Below are 22,617 nucleotides of genomic sequence, written 5' to 3'. Positions count from 1 at the left end.
TAAATGGAGATTAAACGTACGACAATTGAAGATAAGGCGTTACAACCATTAAAACAGCCTGCAGCTATTTCGGAGCATGAAATCCAGAAAGAACGAAAGCGTAGCAATTTAGTGTTTACTGGACAGTCTAAAATTATTTCGAAAAATAATGAAATAGGTATTTTACTTGCAAGTTTAAGTGATGGAAAGATTATGAAGGAAATGCTTTCTAAAGAGATGGATACAGTGTTACAACTTTTTAAAAAGTTACATACGTTATCCGGAGAAGGTAAGCAAACAGAAAAAATATTTGAACAAGTAATTAGAAGCCTACAAGGGCTTGTTAAGCAGGCGCATATAAAAGAACTTCCTTTGTTAGATGGAACGTATGATTTCGCTGAAGTACAACTATCATTTGGTAGAAAAGTACATATTCCGTTATTAGATGTGAGTGCACTTATCTCTAGAGTGGAAAGTGATTCTTCAGAAGGAAATATAAATTTGATGGTAACGGTTATTACTGCTTATATAACGAAATTGTCTAACGAAACAATTTTAATTAGCGTTACAGACCGCATTGCTAAAGATCGGGATGTAAGTGTATGGAGAGCGCTTGCGGAAATGAACATGACACAATTGTCACAGGCGTTGAAACATACGGTGCAAGAACATAAATGGTCTATGACGTTTCTTTTTCTCTTTATATGGATTGTCGGTATTATTTTAATTCGAGTTATGTAAAAAGGTCGTCACTCCATTGTGACGACCTTTTTTATATTTTTTCGTAGAAGAATGTATCAAATCGCTGAAGATTGTAACGTTCGGGTGTTAAAATTTGTTCCGTACTACCAACAAATAGTACACCGCCTTTTCGTAAAGAACGACTAAATTTTTCATAAAGTTTTACTCTTGCTTCTTCTGTAAAATAAATCATTACGTTACGACAAATAATCAAATCATAATTTGTATCGAACGACTGCATTAAAAGGTCGTGCTGTTTGAACGTAACGTTTTGTTTAATGTTTTGATGCAATGAATATATATCATTCTCTTTTGTGAAATGACGTTCTTTCAAATCATTAGGTAATTCCTTCAGAGAACGTTCTGTATATTGACCGCGTTTTGCGGTTTCTAAAATATGAAAATCAAGATCTGTTGCTTGAATTTCAAAACGAAATGGAGCTAGATGCTTTGATAAAATTAAAGAGAGTGTATACGGTTCTTCACCAGCAGCGCAAGCGGCACTCCATACCTTTAATTTTCCGCTATTTTGTTCGAGTAATTTTGGTAGTGCTTTCGACTCTAAAGTTTGCCAGCGTTCTTTATTTCTAAAAAACTCTGAAACGTTAATTGTAATATAGTCAATAAAATTTAAAAATAAATTTTGATCAGCGCGTAATTTGTTTAAAAAATTAGTGTAGTTTTCGAAGCCTTTTCTCGAAATGAAAGCATCGATTCTACGGCGCATTCTATCTTGTTTATAAGAAGCGATATCCATATTGAATTGTTGTTTAAAACTCGCGATAAAATGATCATAATCTTGTTCAATTATCATATTTACAATGGGCACAATAATGATATTGTGCCTCCCCCTTTACATCATACGAATTTTTTGTTCAAAGCTTTTTTTCATTTGCTTTTCATGTAATCCTGGTAAATCATAAATGACAGCATCAATACCTGCTTCTTTTGCAACATCGACAGGGATGACAGATGTATGTTTGTCCCCATTATAAAAACAGAGAACTAAATCAGTGTCTTCAATAATTTGTTTAACAAAAAACATATAATCTGATCGGTAAATGGAGTCAGAAGGATGATCGAAAGCAACATATTCGGCTCCGTGTTTTTTTAAGTAATCAACGACTTCTTGAAATTCATCTGTTATTGCTTGCAATGGTTGCAGCGTGTAAAGGCATAAATTTTGAGCGAGTCTTTCATTCTCAACGAAAAAACGAAGAACCTCATTTTCAATAGATTTATAACATAATATGTAAATTTTATGTTTGTGAGCATAGTCAGTTAAAAATTTTTTTATTTCTTCTTGATCTAATGCTGTTAATTGATTTGAACCACAAAGGAAAATATTCATAGAATTGTGCCACCTCATGCTAAATTGTAACATATCTTTTATAAAAAATAACTGCAAAATATTACTGTTCAGAGTATAATTATAAATAACTGGATTTTACGATTAAGTTTAGGAAGAAATAAAAAAATAAATAGGTGATATATATGCTACGTTCTATCTCGCATAATCCAATTTTATCGCATATACCGCCTGCTACTCAAATGCCGAAAGAAGCAAATGTCAGGACAGGACTTGCATTTTCGGATAATTTGCATGCAGATCCGAAAAAAGATAAATTACTAGAACAAATGGAAGCGTTTGTCGATAATATTGGAGAAATTAAAGAGAAAATTGAAATGGAATTAACGCTTGATAATGTAATGGAATACAAAAATACAGTAAAATCATTTTTGAATTTTTACGTTGATAATGTATTGCAGTATAAAGATGTCATGTCTCGTCACCCACGTTACGGATATTCACAGAAAATGACGATTGTGAAACAGGCAGAAATGGGATTGAATGAATTAGAAGATGTTATGAATTTAATTAATACGAAAACAGGACATTTAGAAATGTTAAATCAAATTGGAGAAATCCATGGTTTAATTGTGAATTTAGTCTTGTAAAAGGAAGGAAGCTATATGTACATACAATTATATGAAAAACTCGTTATTATTCAAAAAGCGTATGAAAATATTCAAGCGCTTGGAGAGCAAATATATGAGAATTTAAAAAGTAAAAATGTAAATGCAGTTCAAAAGTTACAAGTAGAGCAATTGCAGTACATTGATGGTTTAAAAGGGTTATCAAGCTCATTTGAAGAAATGGTTGTTCATTTCTGTAAAGAACAAGGAGTTGAATCGTTTCGTGTAAGTGCGTTATTTTCGTATTTTTCTCAAGAAGAAATTAAAAAAATGGAAGAATTACAAAAAAACGTAACTGAATTAGAAGAGAATGTAAAAATGATTCTTTTGAAAAATCAATATTACTTAAACGTACTATTAAAAACTACAGAAAGTATTGTGGATTCTGTTTCTGAATATAACTTAGAGCGAAACAATAATTCGCAAATCTTTATGAACGAACTATTGTAAAGGAGAAGTGAAGCTTTATGAGATTATCTGATTATAATACACCGCTATCAGGCATGTTAGCGGCTCAAATGGGGTTACAAACAACGAAACAAAACTTGTCTAACATTCATACACCGGGTTATGTGCGTCAAATGGTGAATTACGGATCTGCTGGAGGGAGTAAAGGGTATGCACCAGAACAAAGAATAGGGTATGGTGTACAAACATTAGGTGTTGATCGTATTACAGATGAAGTGAAGACAAAGCAATATAATGATCAAATGTCACAGTTCTCTTACTATGCATATATGAATTCTACTTTGTCGCGAGTAGAGTCTATGGTAGGAACGACAGGTAAAAATTCATTATCTAGTTTAATGGATGGGTTTTTCAATGCTTTTCGTGAAGTTGCAAAAAATCCGGAGCAATCAAATTACTACGATACATTAATTGCTGAAACGGGGAAGTTCACAAGTCAAGTAAGTCGTCTAGCGAAAAATTTAGATACAGTGGAAGCACAGACGACAGAAGATATTGAAGCGCATGTTAATGAATTTAATCGACTTGCTGCTAGTTTAGCAGAAGCGAACAAGAAAATTGGACAAGCTGGTACACAAGTACCAAATCAACTATTAGATGAACGTGATCGTATTATGACAGAAATGTCTCAGTATGCAGATATAGAAGTATCTTATGAAGCTACAAATCCTAATATTGCAAGTGTTAGGATGAATGGTGTTTTAACTGTAAATGGTCAAGATACATATCCACTTCAATTACAGAAGGATAAAAAGCCAATGTCTGTACAAATATCTGGAACAGATATCCCATTAAGTGGTGGAACAATTTTATCGGCAATTGATACGAAAGCAAAGATTACAAATTATAAAGATAATCTGAATGAGTTTGTAAATTCGTTAAAAAAACAAGTGAATAATACTATGAAGAAAGAACTTTTTGTAGGAGAAGATGCGAAGAAACTTGAATTGAATCCTGATTTTATAAAAGATATTTCAAAAATGAAAATTTCGGCTGAAACTGCCAACAACCTTGCGGCTATTACAGATAAAGGCTATAAGGATGGACTTACATATAAGCAAGCCTTAGATCAATTTTTAGTTGGGGTAGCCTCTGATAAAAGTTCAGTAAATGCATATCAAAATATTCATAAGGATTTATTAGAAGGTATCCAGCAAGAAAAGATGAGCATCGAGGGCGTAAATATGGAAGAAGAAATGGTTAATTTAATGGCCTTCCAGAAATACTTCGTGGCGAATTCTAAAGCTATAACTACGATGAATGAAGTGTTTGATAGTTTGTTTTCGATTATTAGATAAGGAGTAGTCATGTATAGTTGGTAATTGGAAATATTTAAGGAGGAGATAGAAATGAGAGTATCTACATTTCAAAATGCAAACTGGGCAAAGAATCAGTTGATGGATTTAAATGTGCAACAGCAATACCACCGAAATCAAGTAACCTCAGGGAAGAAGAACCTTCTTATGAGTGAAGATCCACTTGCAGCAAGTAAATCATTTGCGATTCAACATTCATTGGCAAATATGGAGCAAATGCAGAAAGATATAGCGGATTCGAAAAATGTATTAACACAAACTGAAAATACTTTACAAGGTGTTTTGAAATCTTTAACAAGAGCAGACCAATTAACAGTACAAGCGTTAAATGGTACAAATAGTGAAAAAGAATTGCAGGCTATTGGTGTAGAGATTGATCAAATTTTAAAACAGGTCGTCTATTTAGCGAATACAAAAGAACAAGGTCGTTATATTTTCGGTGGTGATAGTGCAGAAAATCTGCCATTTACAGAAGATGGTACGTACCAGGGTGGGAAAAATGATGTGAACTGGAAACTAAATGACGGTTATGAATTCAAAGCGTTCCGTAACGGTGAAGCATTATTATCCCCTGTTATAAAAACGTTAAAACAGATGAGTGAAGCGATGCAAAACGGTGACCAAAAAGCACTAAAACCGTTATTAGAAGGAAATAAGCAAAACTTAGATGGCATCATTAACCGTACAACTGAAGTTGGTTCAACAATGAACACAATGGAGACGTTTAAAACAATTTTAAGCGAGCAAAATGTAGCACTTCAAGAAAACCGTAAAGAAATTGAGGATGTTGATTTAGCGGTCGCAATTTCTGATTTAGCTTATATAAACGCAACGTACGAAGCGACATTAAAAGCTGTTAGTACAATGAGTAAAACGAGTATTTTAGATTACATGTAAATGATAAGGAGTGAAAAATATGGCAGGAACAATATCTGATTATGGTGGCAGACAACAAATATGGAATTTAGGAAATAACATAATAGATACAAAGAAGTTAGTAGATTTAGAGTTACAAGCATTGGAAATGAAAAAATCACCTTATACTACACAAAAACAAACATTAACAAATGAAAAAAATGTGTATGCAAGTATGAAAAAAGAATTTGGAAATCTTGTACAAGTGTTCAAAGATTTATACGCATTTAAAGGTGATGAAAAGAAAACCACTCTATCCAAAGATGGTTTTATAAAAGCACAAGCTGACACTGCTACAATTCCCGGAACATACACGATTACAGTAGAACGGGTAGCTGAAAGACATCAAATAACTACAGCTCCACTTACTCCTTCAAAAACTCCTGAAGGTATGGAGCAAAAATTTAGTTTAGATTTAAAACTTGGAGTAGATGATGTATTTCAGATAAATGGAAAAGAAGTTAAAATCTCGAAAGATATGACGTATAAAGATCTTGTCAATAAGATAAATAATGGGAATTATGGTGCGTCAGTATATACATTAGGAGATCAACTATTTTTCACATCGACTACTGCAGGAGAAGCTGGGGAGCTGAAATTAACGGATGGTGCCAATGGTTTTTTACAAAATATAGGGCTAGTTACTTCTGCAAAAAATACGGATGGAACGAATGTTGTTGCACATCAAGTGACAGGAGCAATAAATGCTGAGTATACAATAAATGGAATCAAAGGGACTAGTAAAACAAATAAGATTGATACAATTCCAGGATTAACTATCAATTTAGAAAAGGAAACTACAGAGCCAATAAAATTAACTATTGAAGATTCTGATATAAAAAATTCGATAGATTTAATAAAAAAAATGAAAGACGAGTATAATAAGGCTGTTAAGAGTTTAGATTTATTTGCTGGAGAAGATGGAGTAATGCAAGGGAATAATGTGTCATTTGCTATCAATAATGCAATGACAGGTATTTTTAAATTTTCCCAAGATGATAAGTATTTATTTTCTTTTGGAATTCAAATTGATAAAAAAGGTAATATGACTCTTGATGAAGAAAAATTAAAAACAGCTTTTAAAGAGAATCCGGAATCTACCAAACAATTTTTCTTTGGCTTAAATGGTCTAGGTCATGATACAGAGAAAAAGTTAGACGGGATATTTGGAGATGAAGGAATTATCGGGAAACGTTCTAAAAGTATTGAAAAGCAAGTAACTGATTTAGAGAGAAAAATTCAAGATATTGATACAGTTAATAAGGAAAAACAAAAAACAATTATTGATAAATATGCAAAATTAGAAAGTCAGTTAGCATTGCTTGATAGTCAGTTGAAGACAATTCAAGCAATGACAAAAACAAAAAGTGATGACTAATGAAAGCTGAGGAAGTGATTGTATGCAAGCATGGCAACGTTATATGCAAAATGATATTATGACGAGTAATCCAATTAAAAATACAATATTTATTTATGAAAGATGCATCATTGAGTTTCGTAAATTGGAAGAACTTTTAAATACATTCAAACTTCAAGATGGTGATGAACTTCTTGAAAAGTTAGAACGTATATTTGAAGAGTTGAAGCTCCAGTTAAATCCTGATATTACGAAAGATTTATACGATAGTTTATTTGGTTTATATGATTGGATTAGCATTCAAATTCAAACGATGAAAGTCACGCGTAAAGTAAAAGACATTGATGCCATTGTGCAAGTGTTACAAGATTTAATAGATGGATACCGTGGAGCGCTTGAAAATGAACAATGATATTTATCGAACGTTTGTCAGTTGTTTTAATGAAATCGGTGAATTACAAGTGTCAGATGAAGAGTTTGCTGAGAAGAGTGAGATGTTAAATCGCTGGATGATGACACTAGATGAAGAAAGACGTGCACAAGTTGCAGCAGAAGTAAGCCCATTCATTATTAAGGCAGCACAGCATATTCGAGATAAGCAAAAGATTTTGGAAGAAATGATAATGGCAAATGATGGGCGAATGAAGGCTAATTCATTTTACGGTAAATATTAATAATAATGTCTGGAAACAGATTCCCCTTTTAAAAGGGGGTCTATTCCTTCGTTTACATAAAGAACTCCGCTGATTGAGGTTTCATTTTATGACTGTGATGAAACAATAATAGTAATCTAAATAATAGAAAAATGGACTTTAGTTTGTAGTTTATCTATTGAAATGTTCTATAGATTACTATGTGTATACAGTTTTTTTGCATTCTTTTTTATATTTTTGTATTTTTCTAAAGACAACAATGAAAAAATGGAATAAAATATGTAAGGGTACATAATAGTAAATATTTTAATAAACGTATATAAGAAAATAAATAATGAAGTGAAACTTCTATCAGTGGATCATTACGTTAGAAAAGGAAGGGTGTGGAATATGCCAGATTTAGTGAGTGATGTAAGCCATTATATGAATTATTTAGTGACGAAACGAAATACTGTTTCTAGTAATATTGCAAATGCGAATACACCTGGCTATAAAGCACAAGATGTAACATTTGCTGAGCAGATGAATAAAAGTAGTGCGTTATATAAAAATAATGCGGCTGATTTAAAGAGCAATCCAGATTTATATCAAACGAATGAAATGCACTTACCGACAGTAAATACGAAAAATACATATGCAAAGATTCAAACAAAATCAATGCAAACGAATAAAGACGGAAATAGTGTGGATGTAACGACAGAAATGCTAGATTTAATGAAAGCAAATCAGTTATACGGTATTTCAATTAACGCAATTAATACACAATATGCAATTAACCAAGCGGCACGCGGACGTTAAAAGTAGAGGGAGAGACAACGGATGTTTCAGGCAATTAATGCAAGTGGCTCAGGGCTAACGACAGCGAGAAAGTGGATGGAAGTTACTTCTAACAATATTGTAAATGCAAATACGACGGCGGCTCCGGGGGCAGATTTATATGAGCGTCGTAGTGTAGTGCTAGAATCAAACAATAGTTTTGCAAGTATGCTAGATGGGGCTCCTACTAACGGAGTGAAAATAAAAAGTATTGAAGCAGATAAAACGGAAAATTTAGTGTATGATCCGACGCATCCGCACGCAAATGAAGAGGGATATGTACGTTATCCCAATATTGATGTAACTGCTGAAATGACGAATGTAATGGTTGCTCAAAAAATGTATGAAGCGAATACGAGTGTATTAAATGCGAATAAAAAAATGCTTGATAAAGATTTAGAAATCGGCCGAGGATAAGGGGGAAGATAGTAATATGAAAATTCAACCAATGTTAAATACACAACCATTTGGAGCAATTCAGTCAATTGGTGCACCGGAAACTTCTCAAACATCTGTAGTTGAGGGGAAAAAGTTTATTGATTTATTGGAAGATATGAATCAAACGCAAAACAATGCACAAACAGCAGTATATGATTTACTAACTAAAGGGGTAGGAGAAACACATGACGTTTTAATTCAGCAAAAGAAAGCTGAGTCTCAAATGAAAACGGCTGCTCTCGTACGTGATAATCTTATTGAAAATTATAAGTCACTAATTAATATGCAAATTTAGGAAAGTGGACGGGTGTGTTTAAATGGAAAAGATGAAAAATGTTATCCAATCGTTAAAAACGTGGCATAAGTTAGTAATTGGTGCTGCGCTTTTAGCGATTGTAACAGGAGCACTTTTATACTTCACCTTGCCAGATAAATATGTTGTTGTATATCAAAATTTAAATGATACAGATAAACAAGAGATTACAGCAGAATTATCGAAGTTAGGTGTCGATTATCAATTAGCGGCCGATGGTTCGATTCGTGTGCAAAAGAATGATGCTCCATGGGTTCGAAAAGAAATGAATGGGATGGGCTTACCGTTTAATTCTAAAAGCGGTGAGGAAATTTTATTAGAAAGCTCGCTCGGTTCAAGTGAGCAAGATAAAAAAATGAAGCAAATTGTCGGTACGAAGAAGCAATTGGAGCAAGATATTGTAAGAAACTTTGCGACAGTTGAAACGGCAAATGTTCAAATTACATTGCCTGAAAAAGAGACAATTTTTGATGAAGAAAAAGCAAAAGGAACAGCGGCGATTACGGTTGGAGTGAAGCGTGGTCAATTGTTAACAGCTGATCAAGTTGCAGGTATACAGCAAATGATTAGTGCAGCAGTTCCTGGTGTGAAGGCAGAAGAAGTAAGTGTTATTGATAGTAAAAAAGGTGTTATCTCAAAAGGTACAGATGAAGCACATTCTAGTAGTTCCTCTTCTTACGAGAAAGAAGTAGAGATGCAGCACCAACTTGAAGGTAAATTAAAGCAAGATATTGATGCAACATTAATGACGATGTTTAAACCGAATGAATATAAAGTGAATACGAAAGTATCTGTAAACTACGATGAAGTTACACGTCAGTCAGAAAAGTATGGTGATAAAGGTGTACTTCGTAGTAAACAAGAGCAAGAGGAAAGCTCTACTGCGCAAGAAGGGGCAGATACGAAGCAAGGTGCTGGTATTACAGCGAACGGTGAAGTGCCAAACTACGGTACGAACAATAATCAAAATGGTAAAGTTGTCTATGATAATAAAAATGGTAACAAAATCGAAAACTATGAAATAGATAAAACAGTTGAAACAATTAAGAAACACCCAGAATTAACGAAAACAAATGTTGTTGTATGGGTAGATAATGATACGCTAGTAAAACGTAGAATTGATATGACAACTTTTAAAGAAGCAATTGGAACAGCGGCAGGACTTCAAGCTGATCCGAACGGTAACTTTATAAATGGTCAAGTTAACGTTGTAACTGTTCAGTTCGATCAGCCGAAAGCCGAAAAAGAGAAAGAGCCAGAAAAAAGTGGTATGAACTGGTGGTTATTCGGTGGAATTACAGCTGGCTTATTAGCAATCGGTGGTCTAGTATGGTTCTTATTAGCAAGACGTAAGAGAAAGAAAGAAGAAGAGGAATATGAAGAATACTTAGCAGAAGAGGAAGTGGCTGCAAGTAATGAAAGTATCTTGGAAATTCCTGAAGAAAAAATAGTGCCAGAGCCAAAACCTGAACCAGAAGAACCGAAAGAACCAACGTTAGATGAACAAGTGCAGGATGCTACGAAAGAACATGTAGAAGGAACTGCAAAAGTAATTAAAAAATGGTTAAACGGACAGTAAGGGAGGAACAACGATGTTAGATGAAATCTCCTCCAAAGAAAAAGCTGCCATCCTTATTCGCACATTAGAAGAAGGGGTGGCAGCAAAAGTCATTGAATATATGACAGCTGAGGAAAAAGAAGTATTACTTCGTGAAATCGCAAAGTTTCGTGTATACAAACCAGAAACGTTAGAAAATGTACTAGGAGAGTTCTTATATGAACTAAATGTCAAAGAATTGAACTTAGTCACTCCAGATAAAGAATATATTCGTCGTATATTTAAAAACATGCCAGAGGACGAACTGGAAAAATTATTGGAAGATCTTTGGTATAACAAAGATAATCCGTTTGAGTTCTTAAATTCACTTACAGATTTAGAGCCACTCCTTACAGTGCTTAATGATGAATCACCACAAACAATTGCAATTATCGCTTCTTATATTAAACCGCAACTTGCGTCTCAATTAATTGAGAGATTGCCAGATCATAAACGAGTAGAGACTGTAATGGGTATTGCAAAATTAGAACAAGTTGATGGCGAATTAATTAATCAAATTGGTGAGTTGTTAAAATCGAAATTAAATAATATGGCATTTAGTGCAATTAATAAAACTGATGGCTTGAAAACGATCGTAAACATTTTAAATAATGTTTCACGAGGTGTTGAAAAAACAGTCTTTCAAAAGCTGGATGAAGTCGATTATGAGTTATCTGAGAAAATTAAAGAAAATATGTTTGTCTTTGAAGACTTACTTGGTCTTGAAGATCTTGCGCTTCGCCGTGTATTAGAAGAAATTACAGATAACGGTGTTCTTGCGAAAGCACTTAAAATTGCAAAAGAAGAAATTAAAGAGAAACTATTTACATGTATGTCTTCAAACCGTAAAGAGATGATTCTAGAAGAATTAGATGGCTTAGGACCACTTAAGATGACGGATGCTGAAAAAGCGCAGCAAACGATCACTGGTACAGTGAAAAAGCTAGAGAAAGAAGGAAGAATTATCGTTCAAAGAGGTGAAGAGGATGTCCTTATTTAAAAACAGAATTCCGAAGAATTCTGTTTCTTTTTCTGAAGAAACGTATGAATTACAATTTCCAAAACCAGCTTCAGTTCAAATAGAAGAGGAAGAATTACAAGCTGATCATGCAGAGCTTCGCGCCCAGCAAGAGTCATTACATATGGAAATGAATCAGCTAAGGCAAGAGAAGCAAATGCTAGAACGAGAGCGGCAGCAGTTATTACAAGATAAAGAACAATTTCAAATGCATATTCATGAACAAATGGAACAGATGGAAGCAGCGCGTGTGCAGTTTCAAAAAGAACAACAAGAAACAGCATATGAATGGACAGAGTTATTATGGGATCAATCTTTTCATCTAGCAGAAAAAATCGTGAATCAAGCGGTAGATTCACGATCGCTTGATGTGTTACCTATTTTAACTGGCATCGTGCAAACATTGCCAACTTCGTTTGAAAAATTAATCATTACAGTACATCCAGAAACGTTTGAACGTATTCAAGAAGAGAAGGAAAATACGAAAGAATATTGGTTACTACAATTAGTAGAATGGAAATATGATTTCTCCCTGCAGTTTGGTGAATTTGTTCTGGAAGAAGAGAAAGAGTTCTTTGAATTTAAATTTGCACCTATATTTGCGAAACTTCGTCAGAAATGGGAAGAAGAGAAGTTATTTGAGGAGCAAAATGTATGAGCCGTCTGTTAATGAATGAGAACGAAAAATGGAATAAGTTCATTGAAACACCACTGTATACGAAAGTAGGCAAAGTTCATAGTGTACAAGAACAGTTTTTCGTAGCAAAAGGGCCGAAAGCGAAGATCGGAGATGTTTGCTTCGTTGGAGAACATAACGTCTTATGTGAAGTGATTGCCATTGAAAAAGAAAATAATATGCTACTTCCATTTGAACAGACAGAAAAAGTATGTTATGGAGATTCAGTGACTTTAATTTCAGAAGATGTTGTTGTACCATGTGGTAATCACTTACTCGGAAAAGTGTTAAGTGCAAATGGTGAAGTATTAAATGAGGAAGCTGAAAACATTCCATTACAGAAAATAAAACTAGATGCACCGCCTATACATGCATTTGAACGTGAAGAGATTACTGATGTATTTGAAACAGGAATAAAATCAATTGATTCTATGCTAACAATTGGTATCGGTCAAAAGATTGGTATTTTTGCTGGGTCAGGTGTTGGTAAATCAACTTTACTTGGAATGATAGCAAAAAATGCAAAAGCTGATATAAACGTTATTAGTTTAGTAGGAGAACGTGGCCGGGAAGTAAAAGACTTTATTCGAAAAGAGTTAGGCGAGGAAGGGATGCGAAAAAGCGTCGTTGTTGTAGCGACGTCAGATGAAAGTCATCTTATGCAACTTCGTGCAGCGAAACTTGCAACGTCTATTGCTGAATACTTCCGTGATCAAGGTAATAACGTATTACTTATGATGGACTCTGTTACTCGTTTTGCCGATGCACGAAGAAGTGTTGATATTGCTGTTAAAGAGTTACCGATTGGTGGTAAAACACTGTTAATGGAAAGTTATATGAAGAAGTTGTTAGAGCGGTCTGGGAAAACACAGAAGGGATCTATAACAGGTATTTATACGGTGCTTGTTGATGGGGATGATTTAAATGGCCCTGTACCAGATTTAGCACGTGGTATTTTAGATGGACATATCGTATTAAAGCGTGAGCTTGCAACGCTTAGTCATTATCCTGCAATTTCAGTATTAGATTCAGTAAGTAGGATTATGGAAGAAATTGTTTCGCCACATCATTGGCAACTTGCAAATGAAATGAGAAAGATTTTATCAATTTATAAAGAAAATGAATTGTATTTTAAGCTAGGAACGATTCAAGAAAATGAAGAAAATGCTTATATTTTTGAATGTAAAAATAAAGTAGAAGGCATAAATACATTTTTAAAGCAAGGCCGATCGGATAGTTTCCCATTTGATGATATCGTTGAAGCGATACACCATATAGTATAAGGCCTCTGCCCAAGAGGTCTTATTTTTTTGTTTTTTAATATTTCACAGATTTTTTTGGAAAAAAACTATATAATAGAAAAAGAGAACGTTATAATAGGAAGGGGCTATGAAAACAGGTGGATAAACAGCAGTACGACACAATAAAATTGCAAATAAATCAAGAAAAAGAGCATATTTTAAAAGAAGTGTATGAATTAACAGCTGAAAAAAGAAAAATAGAACAAAAAAAAGAATATGATTTATATGTTGTGAAATCGCGTAGTAAAGTCGTACAAACTGGGCAACGTATTATGGCTGGCATGCTTTCTTCACATACGTTTTCACCTGAAAGAATAGAAGAATGGAATCGAAAAATTAAAAAAACAGAAGGTTTTATTCAAAAAAATGAAAGCCTTTTAGAGCAAGTAAAAGAAAAAGAACGTGTCATTGATGAGATGTATCAAGAAGAGTGCACAAAGCTTGCGAAAGCACAAGAAAAGCTGGAAGAAAAAATGCTTCTTGATTTGAAAATGTGTATGAATGGATGAGGTGAATGTAGTGATACAGTCTGTATTACCGGTGCAACAAAGTTTACCTCCGCAAAAAGAAAAAGGGCTAGAAGTACAATCAAAAAATGAAGATTCTTCATTCGATCGTACGATGAGAATGGAAAATAAAAAACAGCCACAAACGGAGAAAACGAAACGAGAAGAAGCACCACCAGAAGAGAAAAAAGATTATATTCTTTCTAAAAAATCGGTAACGAAAGAAGAACCAAATGTAAAGAACGAAGAAAAAAAAGAGACAGAACAGTTGTTATTAGCTGTATCTGAGCAAATGGTTGCAATTGAGCAATTACATGTGCAGCCGGAATTGTTATATCAATACATACAAAAAATACAAGAGCTATATAAAGAATATGGCAATATTAAACTTAATGAATTACCTGCAGCTGAATTACAACAATTACAAGAACTTCTTTCAAATATGAATATCAAAAATGCTATATGTTTAGAAGATACAATGCAAATGGTATTAGACAAAATGAAGATGCCAGAGCAAACGATGCAAGCATTGAAGGTTGTAGAAACAGAAACTTGTAATATTGCAAAGGAACAAGAAGAGTCTAAAGAGGTAGATCTTCCGAAACTTGAGAGCGATGATGCAAAGGTAGAGTTGCCAGAAGTTGATGCATTAAACGATTCGAGCTCTGCAGGTGCAGAATTATTAAATAAAACGACGAGTACCGAACAAATAGGGAAATCAAATAGTGGTGCTGAGAAAGTTTCATTACCTGACTTAGGAAAGAAAATGGAAGCGCAAGTAGAAGCGCTGCAAAAATTTGTAGTGAAACAAGAACGTGTTTTATTCCAGTTAAATCCAGAAAAACTTGGTACATTAACAGTGTTTATGAAAAAACACGGAGATCAAATTGACGTTCACGTAGAAATGGAGAAACACGATGCGAAAAAACGTGTTGAAATCATTTTTGATGAATTGAGATTAAAGTTAAAAGAAAAAGAAATCAATATTCAAATTAGCTATTCAGATAAAGATGAAAATCGTAAAGAACAACGAGAACAAGAGCAAAGGCAAAAACAGAAATTAGCAAATACAAATCATGAAAAACAACAATCAACAGAATTTGCGGGATTATTGGAGGAATAAAGAGTGCCAACAGTTGGGTTAAATACAACGAGTACAAATCATATTCCGTTACAAGCAGGAGCACAAGCCAAAAACGCATCTGTCACTGGTGTGCAATCGCCAGTTCAACAAACAAACGGAGTATCAGCAAGTAATCAAAAAACACCCGGTATTATGGATAAAGATGATTTTCTGAAATTATTTTTAGCAAGCTTTCAACATCAAGACCCGTTTAATGCGATGGATATGAACCAAATGATGAATCAAACGGCTCAACTATCGCTTATGGAGCAAGTACAAAATATGACGAAAGCAGTAGATAAACTACAATCAACGATGTATACGACAGCTCTTGATGGAGGGATGAAATTTTTAGGAAAGTATGTTAGAGGTATAAACAATAAGGGTGAGCAAGTGACTGGTCAAGTGGAAACAGTTCGACTTGCCGAAAATAACGATGTACAACTTATTGTTGATAATCAAGTTGTCTCACTTCGTTTTGTAGAAAGGGTTTCAGATAAACCGATAGCAGAAACAAATCCAGAAGATGAGAAGAAAGATGATATAGAAAAAAATGAAGAGGTTAAACAAAATTAATAAGAGGAGTGTATATAGGTTATGATTAAAGCGTTATATACAAGTATTACAGGGATGAATGCAGCACAAAATGCATTAAGTGTTACTTCAAATAATATTGCAAATGCACAAACAGTTGGATATAAAAAGCAAAAAGCTATTTTTGATGATCTGCTATATAATAATACGGTTGGTTCACGTGGGGATGGTGCTTATGCTGGTACGAATCCAAAGAGTATTGGTAACGGTGTAAAGTTTAGTGGGACATCTACAGATTTTAGTGATGGTTCTATTACTTTAACTAGTGATAAGATGGAGACAGCCATAGAGGGAAATGGTTTATTTTTAGTTGGTGATCGTAATAGTGGAAATGTAGAGTATACGAGAAAAGGGTCTTTCGGTGTATCGAAAGACAACTATGTTACAAATACAAGTGGACAGTATGTGCTAGGTTATGGTGTGAAAACAGGAACACAAGAAATAGATTTTTCTTCACGACCAAGTCCAATTCATATTCCAATGGGATCAGCTGTTGGTGGGATTCAAACAGATAAAGCAACAATAGGTGGAAACCTTCCTAGAAATCAAAATGCATTATCTCATGAATTCACAGTTTTTGATGAGGAAGGAAACTCGTTAACGTTACGTGTAAATATTAAACAAAAGACTACAAAAGAGACTGTAGATGGTAAAGAAGTTGACAAGCCTGTGCCAGGTGAATATACATATACAGTTTCTGTAAGAAATGATTCTAAAAACGAAAAAGAGTTTAAGCCTGTTGAAGGCATGACGGGCGAAAAAAATCTTAAATTTGATACATTAGGAAATCTAAAGGAGACAGATGAACCTGTACAAAAAAATCCAGTAACTGGTGAAATTACTAAAGGTGGAACGGTTAAAATTCCTTTTGGTAAGGGACTGACACTGGACTTAAGTGCTTTAACAAATTATCCGACAGGGAAAACTATTTCTACAACAGAAGTAACGGGGCGTCCAGCTGCAATTGCAAATGACTATTCAATTTCTGACGGTGGTTTCGTTATGATGAGATATTCGGATGGTAGTATGAAGGTTGTAGGACAACTAGCTGTAGCTACATTCCCTAATTCAGGTGGATTAATGAAAACTGGGAATGGCAATTACATTGCCACACCATCAGCAGGGATTCCAGGGATAGGTGTTGCTGGTGAGAATGGTGCAGGTAATGTACGAGGTTCAGCAAAAGAAAGTTCAAACGTAGATTTATCTGTAGAATTCGTTGACTTAATGTTATATCAACGTGGATTCCAAGGAAATGCGAAAGTAATTAAAGTGTCAGATGAAGTATTAAATGAAGTTGTAAACTTAATTCGATAATGTATTATAAAGAAAGATCGTAATATAGTAGAAAGGGTTTTTATTCGTATGACAAGACAAGAACGAATTTTACAATTACCATTTTTCGAGAATAAACGTGAACTTGCTGAACAAGTGCTAAAAATGGAACGGGAAGAGTATGTATATTTACCAGATCAATTTGAAATTAAGCAAGTGCCCCCGTATTCATTTGCTGAAAAGAAAGCGATTATTGGTCGCATTCATGAGTTTTATTTCGTCAGTGTTGGCAGTGATGGCGCATGGAAGTATCAACTGTTTAAGGACGAGATGAAGTGCCGTGAGTTTTTTGTTACATTATCAGGCATTACAGATCAGCAAATTGCGTTTTGGTTCAACAATATCGAGCTGCTTAAAGGCGCGTAAAAGTGTTTTTAGGCTTAGGTGGCTCGGAGCTGTAAGAAGAGAACTATAGAAATCTACTGGAATGGTTGAACAATAATCTCTTTATAGCAAGCCAGTACTTTTTTATAGTCTGTGAGTTGTGACAATAGGGCAATGAAATGAGAGTATGCTAGTTTCATTTTATATGTTTGTGATGATAGATTTTTATAAAAGGAGAGGTGAGGAGGATGGCGCAAAATAAGTATCGCGTTACATTCATTTCGCCGAGTGAGGTTGAGCAGCGGACTGTAATGGCGGCGAATAGTTTGCCAGATTTAATTCGTAAAGTAGAAAGTATTATCGCAGATCCGAACGGTTATTTTGTAAATGATAAAAAAAATAATTGCTATTTTAAAGTGATTAAAGAAAATGTTACGTTTATTCAATATGAGTTACTATTTTCGGATAAGGAAATTCATATTGAAAAATTAAAACATATAGCACCGGTGGTATTAAAACGATTATTCGAAAAAATAAATGAACCGGAACTATATGCACTCGCGCTACTTGATATTGATATAGCAACGAAAGAATATGTGCTAGCAGAAATGAATTCAGAGCTGAGAATAAGAGTAGAGACGGAGCTTTCGAAAAAATGGGAAGCAATGCCGACGGAAATTGTAGGAGCACAAGAAGTGTTATTAGAGGTACTTGCTTCGTTTATACAAGATTAATTGTTTTTTAATAAAATGAATCGATCGACTATCTATATTTTTTATATAGGTAGTTGACTTTTTCGCTTTTATAAAGCTTAATAATTAGATATACGGAATTAATGGAAGGGGAGCGACACCTTTATGTCACAAGCACAAAGTATTTTATTAGAAAGCGGAACAAATGAATTAGAGATTGTTACGTATACTGTTGGTGAAAACCTATTTAGTATTAATGTTATGAAAGTACGTGAAATCATTAATCCATTCCCTGTTACAACTGTGCCAGAATCTCATCATGCAGTTGAAGGTGTTGTTCAAGTACGTGGTGAAATTTTACCTGTTATTAACTTGGCAATGGCTCTTAATTTAAAGTCAACAAAGCCACTTGATCAAACGAAATTTATCATCTCAGAATTAAACCAAATGAAAGTTATTTTCCGCGTTGATGAAGTGCATCGTATTCAACGTATTTCGTGGGAACAAATTGATGAACCAGCTTCATTATCTATGGGACTAGAAGAAACGACATCTGGTATTGTAAAACTAGATGGCAAGATCATCTTACTATTAGATTATGAAAAAATTGTATGTGAAATTAGCGGAACTGGTTATGACAATAAATCAATTGCAGGGTTAGAACAAAAAACAGATCGAGCTGAAAAAGTAATTTATATTGCAGAAGATTCAGCGATGCTTCGTCAAATATTAGAAGAAACATTATCATCAGCTGGATATACGAAAATGAACTTCTTCAGTAATGGTGCAGAAGCGTTAGCACAAATTGAAAAATTAGCGAAAGAGCAAGGCGAAAAAATGTTTGAACATATTCACTTGCTAATTACGGATATTGAAATGCCAAAAATGGATGGACATCATTTAACGAAAGTGGTTAAGGATAGTGAAGTAATGAATCGTTTACCAGTCATTATTTTCTCTTCATTAATTACAAATGAATTATTCCATAAAGGTGAAGCTGTAGGAGCAAATGCTCAAGTAAGTAAGCCAGATATTCAAGAGCTAATTGGTTTAGTTGATAAGTTAGTGCTTTAAAAGCTTCTTTTTAGCCGGAATAGAAGCTCTAGCTAAGTGTTGAGCGGTCAGTGCTTAATAGAGCCCTATGCGATGTTGAGACCAGAAATATGGAGTGGTTATAGGTAAGTAGAAGAGCTGGTGTATAATATTTTTCTATTTAGTAGGAATAGAGGAACTACTTATGTAAGGAAGTTTTCAGTGATTAATAGAGTCTCATGCGATGTGAGTTCAGAGGTATGAAGTAGTTTTAGGTAAGAAGAAGTGAGACTTCGATTGAGGATTTGAAGACTGGGTTTATAACTCTATTCTGCTAGAGAGAGGAAGGAATTAGCCATATGTAGCATTGGCTAGTTCCTTTTTAGTATTCTATACTTTAAGCTGGCAGAAAAATGAAAGGTTTCTAAGATGTTTGGCGCTGTATGTATGAAAAAATCTTCAAATGAAGATTTTTGATTTGAAAATATAAGCAAACGTATTTTCGAGGGTTATTTTAGTAATATTTCGTGGTAACGCAAATTTTTTCGGTGAAAAAACATTCAAAATACCATATAATATAATTAAATGTAATTAATATGCAATTTTACATATTAATAAAAAACATTTTCCAAATTTTTATATTTTCTATACATTTTTGTATGTTTATTATTTGACAGATAATTTCGAACTGTTATAATATGGATATGTAAAAATTGCTATTTTCTTAAAAGACATGGGAGTCAGATGAGAATTGTGAAAGGATGAGGGGGAGTGGCACAGATTATGTATCACCACACAGCAATTAATGTATTAGGTCTTTTACAAAACATGTCAAATAATAAAATGAACGATATGCAACTAGAGGTGGAATTAAAAAAAATAGAAAAAGAATTCCAAGTAAAGTATGAAGAGTTAGTTGATTTACATAATAGAATGGTATTATTTCAAATAGATATAGAAAAAAATGGCGGGATGCGAGCATATGAAAAATCAGCAATTACATGGCTGAAGTCTGAACTAGAGCTACTATATGAAGTATATCAATTTTGTCAACGTCACAGTTTAAACATTTTAAATATTTCAAAATACGTAAGTAAAAATGAACTAAATCTTTTTCCAAAAACAGAAAGTCAATTGCAAAATACGTATTATAAATTGAAAAAACGTGAAATACCGTTTGAAAATATTGAAAAACAAAAACCAGGACGAAAGCGAAAATATATACCAGTAAAAGAGACAATTGTTGCAAGAAAACAAGAAAACGAGTACGAATTAAAAGAAGAAATCCAGCATAAAGAGGATGAAAAAAGTCTTGTAACAGTTATATCTGGTATCGTTGATAACTTTGAAACAATTAATCAATGTAGTGAAAGGAAAGAAGACGAACTACATCAGTTTATGGAAGGTATTTATAAGCTTTCTAGTATTGCAGCAGGGCGTTCTAGAGAAGCGAAGAATACACGTAGTCTAGAAAGTGAATTGCAGTCGTTACAACTGGAAAATGAAAGGCTAAAACGAGAGAAAGAAGAGCTTGTACAAGATATTAAGGGCATGACGCAGCTTTTAATTCATTTCATTACAAGTTCGGATATTGATCAAATACGTAAATTACCAACTTTCGTACAAGATTGTAAAATGGAATTACATAAACTAGGTCTATATAATGCACAAGACGGTAAAATGAAAATTATGGTTGACCGTAGTGGACAAGTTATGACAGTAACACAGTAATAAAATTTGGGTACAAAATAAAAGGGAGATACATAGTTTATATGTATTTCCCTTTTGTTTTGTATGGAATCGTTCCAAAGATGGAAGATAAATTTTTACGATTGTAGTAGTTTAGAAACCATTTGCGGAATTTGGTTCGCTTGTGAAACCATACTAAGTGCAACTTCAGTCAATATTTGAACTTTAAAAAATCACTCATCTCCTGCGCCATGTCTGCATCTTCAATTCGAGATGCAGTATCTGTTAGTGCCATACTTTGGCTATTTAAGTTTTCAATATTAAAATGTAAACGATTTATCATTGCACCAAGGTCGGCACGATGAAGTGACACACTTTGGAAAGCCTCTTCAATTTTACGGATTGCCGATCTTGCTTCTTGTTTTGTTGAAATCTTGATGTCATGTTGTGTAGGGGAAGGGGGAATAGCTTTTGATATATGTACCGTATGACCGATATCGTCTAATGAAACAGGGCTGTTTTGGTCGCCAAATACGGATAAATCATTAAACTCAGTCGTCGCGCCAATATAGCCAATTTGTTCTGTTAAAGACTGAAACTCTTTATTCAGCGAATCACGATTTGCATTTGAATTTGTACCGTTCGCAGATTGAACGGCTAAATCACGCATACGCTGCAAAATATTCGTCACAGTTTGAAGAGCAGCTTTCGCTGTTCGAAGTATTGATATCGCATCTTCATTATTACGAATTGCTACGCACATACCACTCGCTCTCGCATGCATACGAGTCACAATTGCAATGTTAGCGGGATTATCAGAAGCAGTATTTAACTTTTTATCGGTCGCCAAATGCTCCATCGCAACATTCATACGCTTCTCATTCTCATACAACGACTGTCTAGCATTCATACTTAAAACATTCGTACCAATACGCATAATAGACACTCCTTATAGATTAATAGAATCGGTATCTTTTAATCTAATAAACAGTTATGGAAGGATAGAGGGGCTTATGCTTATTTACTGTTTGTGTTTTAATATAAGAGGGGATTAAGATAAGCACTGACCGCTTCTAAGCATCGCGGATACTCTCTTCCACATAAAAAAGAAAGTTTTATAATTAATCTATCTATATAGAATAAATAAACCTCTCTGCAAGCAGGGAGGTTTATTCAGGAAACTAACTCAAATGGCTTATTGTAATAATTTAGAAACCATTTGTGGAGTTTGGTTTGCTTGAGAAAGCATGCTGATACCAGCTTCGTTCAAGATTTTGAACTTAGTCATTTCAGACATTTCTTTTGCCATGTCAGCGTCTTCGATTTGAGAAGCAGCAGAAGCCATGTTAGTAGCTTGGCTAGTTACGTTGTTTAAGTTATGGTCTAAGCGATTTAATTGAGAACCGAAAGTTGCTCGAGCATCAGCGACAGCTTGGATAGCTGTGTCGATTTTTTCCATTTCTGCTGTTGCTGCAGTGATAGCAGCTGCTGGATCAGCAGCGTCTGTTAAAGTTCCAACGGCCGCTCCAAGTAATGTAGCTGCTTTTGCATTAATAGCTGTAATATCAAGTGTATCATTTGCAGCGTCAGAAAGTTGAATCTTAATATTCGTACCACCACCAGCTTGGTTTAAGAATGAATTACCGTTAAAGTTAGTTTTTTCAGCAATATGGTCAATTTCTTCAGCTAATTGTTTGTACTCTTTGTTTAGAGAAGCTGAGTCCTTAAGATTATTCGTACCACTAGCAGCTTGTGTA

At 34.1% G+C, this 22,617-nt stretch carries 26 protein-coding genes and 1 pseudogene; 23 read left to right on the top strand and 4 right to left on the bottom strand.

Going from position 1 to position 22,617, the window contains the following annotated elements; genetic code table 11:
- The first annotated feature begins 3 nt into the window (after positions 1 to 3).
- Positions 4 to 720: a hypothetical protein gene (locus RT27_RS29955; RefSeq protein WP_016082186.1), complete on the top strand. Its 717-nt coding sequence runs from the start codon at positions 4 to 6 to the stop codon at positions 718 to 720.
- A gap of 31 nt (positions 721 to 751) precedes the next feature.
- On the opposite strand, the gene cheR is transcribed toward RT27_RS29955, so the two are convergent.
- Both cheR and RT27_RS29945 read right to left on the bottom strand, forming a co-directional pair.
- Positions 752 to 1,534, bottom strand: a complete 783-nt coding sequence (gene cheR / locus RT27_RS29950; RefSeq protein ID WP_000582875.1) for a protein-glutamate O-methyltransferase CheR — start codon at positions 1,532 to 1,534, stop codon at positions 752 to 754.
- Between the two features lie 39 nt (positions 1,535 to 1,573).
- Positions 1,574 to 2,071, bottom strand: coding sequence for a flagellar motor switch protein FliG (locus tag RT27_RS29945; protein WP_001020110.1), 498 nt, complete (start codon positions 2,069 to 2,071; stop codon positions 1,574 to 1,576).
- A 143-nt stretch (positions 2,072 to 2,214) separates the two neighbouring features.
- On the opposite strand from RT27_RS29945, the gene RT27_RS29940 reads away from it, so the two are divergent.
- The 22 genes from RT27_RS29940 to RT27_RS29835 all read left to right on the top strand — a co-directional run bounded on the left by RT27_RS29940 (position 2,215) and on the right by RT27_RS29835 (position 20,902).
- On the top strand, positions 2,215 to 2,679 hold the full coding sequence (locus RT27_RS29940; RefSeq protein ID WP_000946323.1) for a YaaR family protein: 465 nt from the start codon (positions 2,215 to 2,217) through the stop codon (positions 2,677 to 2,679).
- A 15-nt stretch (positions 2,680 to 2,694) separates the two neighbouring features.
- Complete coding sequence (locus tag RT27_RS29935) at positions 2,695 to 3,147, top strand: hypothetical protein (protein WP_043938780.1); 453 nt, start codon at positions 2,695 to 2,697, stop codon at positions 3,145 to 3,147.
- Between the two features lie 17 nt (positions 3,148 to 3,164).
- Positions 3,165 to 4,463: a flagellar hook-associated protein FlgK gene (flgK, locus tag RT27_RS29930; RefSeq protein WP_001239702.1), complete on the top strand. Its 1,299-nt coding sequence runs from the start codon at positions 3,165 to 3,167 to the stop codon at positions 4,461 to 4,463.
- 51 nt (positions 4,464 to 4,514) lie between these two features.
- Positions 4,515 to 5,378 (top strand): flagellar hook-associated protein 3, encoded by an 864-nt coding sequence (locus RT27_RS29925; RefSeq protein ID WP_001266409.1) that lies wholly within the window; start codon positions 4,515 to 4,517, stop codon positions 5,376 to 5,378.
- Between the two features lie 19 nt (positions 5,379 to 5,397).
- Entirely contained in the window at positions 5,398 to 6,774 is a 1,377-nt protein-coding gene (locus RT27_RS29920) for a flagellar hook-associated protein 2 (RefSeq protein WP_000929217.1), read from the top strand.
- A gap of 22 nt (positions 6,775 to 6,796) precedes the next feature.
- Positions 6,797 to 7,165: a flagellar protein FliS gene (locus RT27_RS29915; RefSeq protein ID WP_043938778.1), complete on the top strand. Its 369-nt coding sequence runs from the start codon at positions 6,797 to 6,799 to the stop codon at positions 7,163 to 7,165.
- The gene (locus RT27_RS29910) at positions 7,155 to 7,427 is read left to right on the top strand and encodes a hypothetical protein (protein WP_001058084.1); all 273 of its coding nucleotides are present in this window, start codon (positions 7,155 to 7,157) and stop codon (positions 7,425 to 7,427) included. Before RT27_RS29915 ends, RT27_RS29910 begins: the two co-directional genes overlap by 11 nt.
- 369 nt (positions 7,428 to 7,796) lie before the next feature.
- Positions 7,797 to 8,204, top strand: coding sequence for a flagellar basal body rod protein FlgB (gene flgB / locus RT27_RS29905; protein ID WP_001113108.1), 408 nt, complete (start codon positions 7,797 to 7,799; stop codon positions 8,202 to 8,204).
- A 21-nt stretch (positions 8,205 to 8,225) separates the two neighbouring features.
- Positions 8,226 to 8,639, top strand: a complete 414-nt coding sequence (gene flgC / locus RT27_RS29900; protein ID WP_000484680.1) for a flagellar basal body rod protein FlgC — start codon at positions 8,226 to 8,228, stop codon at positions 8,637 to 8,639.
- Between the two features lie 16 nt (positions 8,640 to 8,655).
- Positions 8,656 to 8,955, top strand: a complete 300-nt coding sequence (gene fliE, locus RT27_RS29895; protein WP_043938776.1) for a flagellar hook-basal body complex protein FliE — start codon at positions 8,656 to 8,658, stop codon at positions 8,953 to 8,955.
- 22 nt (positions 8,956 to 8,977) lie between these two features.
- Positions 8,978 to 10,552, top strand: coding sequence for a flagellar M-ring protein FliF C-terminal domain-containing protein (locus RT27_RS29890; protein WP_030024830.1), 1,575 nt, complete (start codon positions 8,978 to 8,980; stop codon positions 10,550 to 10,552).
- A gap of 13 nt (positions 10,553 to 10,565) precedes the next feature.
- Entirely contained in the window at positions 10,566 to 11,570 is a 1,005-nt protein-coding gene (fliG, locus tag RT27_RS29885; RefSeq protein ID WP_000883364.1) for a flagellar motor switch protein FliG, read from the top strand.
- The gene (locus tag RT27_RS29880) at positions 11,557 to 12,246 is read left to right on the top strand and encodes a FliH/SctL family protein (RefSeq protein ID WP_016082179.1); all 690 of its coding nucleotides are present in this window, start codon (positions 11,557 to 11,559) and stop codon (positions 12,244 to 12,246) included. Before fliG ends, RT27_RS29880 begins: the two co-directional genes overlap by 14 nt.
- A complete protein-coding gene (gene fliI / locus RT27_RS29875) occupies positions 12,243 to 13,547 on the top strand; it encodes a flagellar protein export ATPase FliI (RefSeq protein WP_043938772.1) in 1,305 nt (434 codons plus the stop codon). The genes RT27_RS29880 and fliI overlap by 4 nt, the downstream gene beginning before the upstream one ends.
- 116 nt (positions 13,548 to 13,663) lie before the next feature.
- The gene (locus RT27_RS29870) at positions 13,664 to 14,074 is read left to right on the top strand and encodes a hypothetical protein (protein ID WP_043938770.1); all 411 of its coding nucleotides are present in this window, start codon (positions 13,664 to 13,666) and stop codon (positions 14,072 to 14,074) included.
- Positions 14,075 to 14,084: 10 nt separating this feature from the next.
- The gene (locus RT27_RS29865; RefSeq protein WP_043938769.1) at positions 14,085 to 15,194 is read left to right on the top strand and encodes a flagellar hook-length control protein FliK; all 1,110 of its coding nucleotides are present in this window, start codon (positions 14,085 to 14,087) and stop codon (positions 15,192 to 15,194) included.
- Positions 15,195 to 15,197: 3 nt separating this feature from the next.
- Positions 15,198 to 15,770, top strand: coding sequence for a flagellar hook assembly protein FlgD (locus RT27_RS29860; RefSeq protein WP_043938767.1), 573 nt, complete (start codon positions 15,198 to 15,200; stop codon positions 15,768 to 15,770).
- A gap of 21 nt (positions 15,771 to 15,791) precedes the next feature.
- The gene (flgE, locus tag RT27_RS29855) at positions 15,792 to 17,105 is read left to right on the top strand and encodes a flagellar hook protein FlgE (protein WP_043938765.1); all 1,314 of its coding nucleotides are present in this window, start codon (positions 15,792 to 15,794) and stop codon (positions 17,103 to 17,105) included.
- 48 nt (positions 17,106 to 17,153) lie between these two features.
- Complete coding sequence (locus RT27_RS29850) at positions 17,154 to 17,489, top strand: DUF3964 family protein (protein WP_043938763.1); 336 nt, start codon at positions 17,154 to 17,156, stop codon at positions 17,487 to 17,489.
- Between the two features lie 206 nt (positions 17,490 to 17,695).
- Positions 17,696 to 18,181, top strand: a complete 486-nt coding sequence (locus RT27_RS29845; RefSeq protein WP_043938761.1) for a hypothetical protein — start codon at positions 17,696 to 17,698, stop codon at positions 18,179 to 18,181.
- Positions 18,182 to 18,304: 123 nt separating this feature from the next.
- Positions 18,305 to 19,213 (top strand): chemotaxis protein, encoded by a 909-nt coding sequence (locus tag RT27_RS29840; protein WP_000075943.1) that lies wholly within the window; start codon positions 18,305 to 18,307, stop codon positions 19,211 to 19,213.
- A 741-nt stretch (positions 19,214 to 19,954) separates the two neighbouring features.
- Entirely contained in the window at positions 19,955 to 20,902 is a 948-nt protein-coding gene (locus tag RT27_RS29835) for a DNA-binding domain-containing protein (RefSeq protein ID WP_043938759.1), read from the top strand.
- A gap of 95 nt (positions 20,903 to 20,997) precedes the next feature.
- Here the strand turns inward: RT27_RS29835 and RT27_RS29830 are convergent.
- Together RT27_RS29830 and RT27_RS29825 are read right to left on the bottom strand one after the other, a co-directional pair.
- A pseudogene (locus tag RT27_RS29830) lies at positions 20,998 to 21,797 on the bottom strand (flagellin).
- A gap of 258 nt (positions 21,798 to 22,055) precedes the next feature.
- Positions 22,056 to 22,617 (bottom strand): flagellin (locus RT27_RS29825; protein ID WP_043938758.1); only part of this gene is annotated, 562 nt, incomplete at its 5' end.

The sequence above is a fragment of the Bacillus sp. L_1B0_5 genome (genome assembly GCF_000836715.1).
Classification (GTDB): Bacteria; Bacillota; Bacilli; order Bacillales; family Bacillaceae_G; genus Bacillus_A; species Bacillus_A thuringiensis_S.
Note: the sequence above shows the minus strand (reverse complement) of the source record. Positions and strands in the feature narration are given on the sequence as shown.